Annotated in this window: 2 protein-coding genes; both read right to left on the reverse strand. The window is 40.6% G+C overall.

Annotated elements, in window-relative coordinates; genetic code table 11:
- The coding region (locus F6K51_RS36480) for a condensation domain-containing protein (RefSeq protein ID WP_293030845.1) at positions 1-1,737 on the reverse strand (1,737 nt) is incomplete at its 3' end.
- Positions 1,734-1,941, reverse strand: a 208-nt coding sequence (locus tag F6K51_RS36485) for a phosphopantetheine-binding protein (protein WP_293030848.1), incomplete at its 5' end; no start/stop codon positions are given. The genes F6K51_RS36485 and F6K51_RS36480, both read right to left, overlap by 4 nt.

The following is a 1,941-nucleotide window of genomic DNA, read 5'->3' on the forward strand; positions in this document are numbered from 1 at the left end:
CCATTTTTGCAAGTAATGGGCTAGTTGATTGGCTTTGCTATTTAATTGGGAATAGGTCAGCTTTTGTTGTTCAAATACTAATGCTATTGCATCTGGTGTTTTCTCTACCTGCTCCTCAAATAACTGATGAATACATTTGTCATCTGGGTCATCTGTGTTGGTGTTTTTCCATTCCTGCAGTATTTTCTGTTTTTCTGCTGCTGTGATTAAGGGAAGTTTTGAGATTTTTTGTTGGGGGTTGGCTACTATTGCTTGTAGTAGGGTTTGAAAATGTGCCATCATCCTTGTGATGGTTGCTCTGTCAAATAGGTCTGTGTTGTAAATGAAATATCCTTCTAGGCCTGATAGTGCTTCCCACAGATGTACTTCTAAATCCATTCTGGCAGTGCTGATGCCTTCCTCTCTCTGAGTTACTTTTAATCCTGGTAAATTCCAAGAAGTTATGGGTATACTCACCAGGTTAAATACTACCTGTACTAGAGGGTTATAACTTAAGTTTCTTTCTGGCAGAAGTTCTTCTACTAACTTTTCAAATGGTAAATCCTGATGCTTGTAGGCTTCTTGGGTTGTCTGTTTGACTTGATCTAATAGTTCACTAAAGGTCAAATCATCTACACACTGACAACGCAACACCAGGATATTAGCAAACATACCAATCAAGGGTTCGATTTCTACTCGGTTGCGGTTAGCAGTTGCTAAACCTACTACTAAGTCTGATTCTCCACTATAACGTGAGAGTAAAACGAAGAATGCACTTAGTAAGGTGCTAAATAAGGTAGTACTTAAGTTCTGACTGACTTGGGTCAGTTTCTCTGTTAACTCTTGATTAAATTCAAATTTTTCTGCTCCTCCCTGGAAGCTTTGTACTTCTGGACGTGGGCGGTCTGTTGGTAGGGGGGATACAGGGGAAACTCCTGCTAGTTTTTCTCTCCAGTAACTCAGATGTTTTTCTAATACCTCTGCTGTGAGTTTCTGTTGTTGCCAGTGGACGTAATCGGCATATTGAATGGGTAGTTCTGATAATGGGGAGGGGTTTCCTTGACTGTAGGCTTCATACAATGTACATAGTTCCCTAGCTAGTATGCCTAGAGACCAACCGTCATATATTATGTGGTGCATGGTTAACATTAATATATGAGTTTCTCGGCTGAGTCGTACTAGGGTGACACGCAGCAGGGGGCCTTGGGCTAGGTCAAAGGGTTTTTCTGCTTCAGTGCTAGCTAGTTGTTTGAGTTGAGTTGTTTGTTCTGATGATGATGGTAATTCTACTATTGACAGATTGATGTTGGCAACAGGATAAATTACTTGCATGGGTTTCCCGTCTACAGAGGGGAAACAGGTGCGTAGGTTTTCGTGTCGCCTGATGATTTCGTTGAGACTTTGCTCTAAGACTGTTACGTTCAGCAGACCTTCTAGTTGTAGACTCAACAGCATATTATATAATGGATAATCTGGCAAGAGCTGATGCCAGAACCACATCATTTGTTGACTGTAGGATAGTAACAAATCCTCCGAACGTGAAATAGGCTGAATCAGTGACTGATTAGAGTCGTTTACTTGACTAGCCTGGTATAAAAAGTCCAGTATTTCTGTTTTACGCTCTGCTATCTCTTGACGCAGAGTCAATGTTAAAATCCCTGGGTAAGCATTACAGCGAAGTTGTGTTCCTTCAGCGGAAAATTTTACACCTATACTACGAAGATAAGATAAGAATTCAACTGTTTTAGCAAGTTTCAAAATACTACCTCCTCACTACCTAATTCTGAGTTTTGTAAATCTTTTTTAGCCCAACGAACGGTCTCAATATATTCTGCCAACTCGGCTACCTTTGGCAATTCAAACAATATACTTAAAGTCAGTTCGTTCCCAAAAGCATGACGGCAGCGAGACACAACTTGAGTAGCCAGCAAAGAATGCCCACCCAAATCAAAGAAGTTATCA

Source organism: Moorena sp. SIO3I8 (assembly GCF_010692325.1).
Lineage (GTDB): Bacteria > Cyanobacteriota > Cyanobacteriia > Cyanobacteriales > Coleofasciculaceae > Moorena.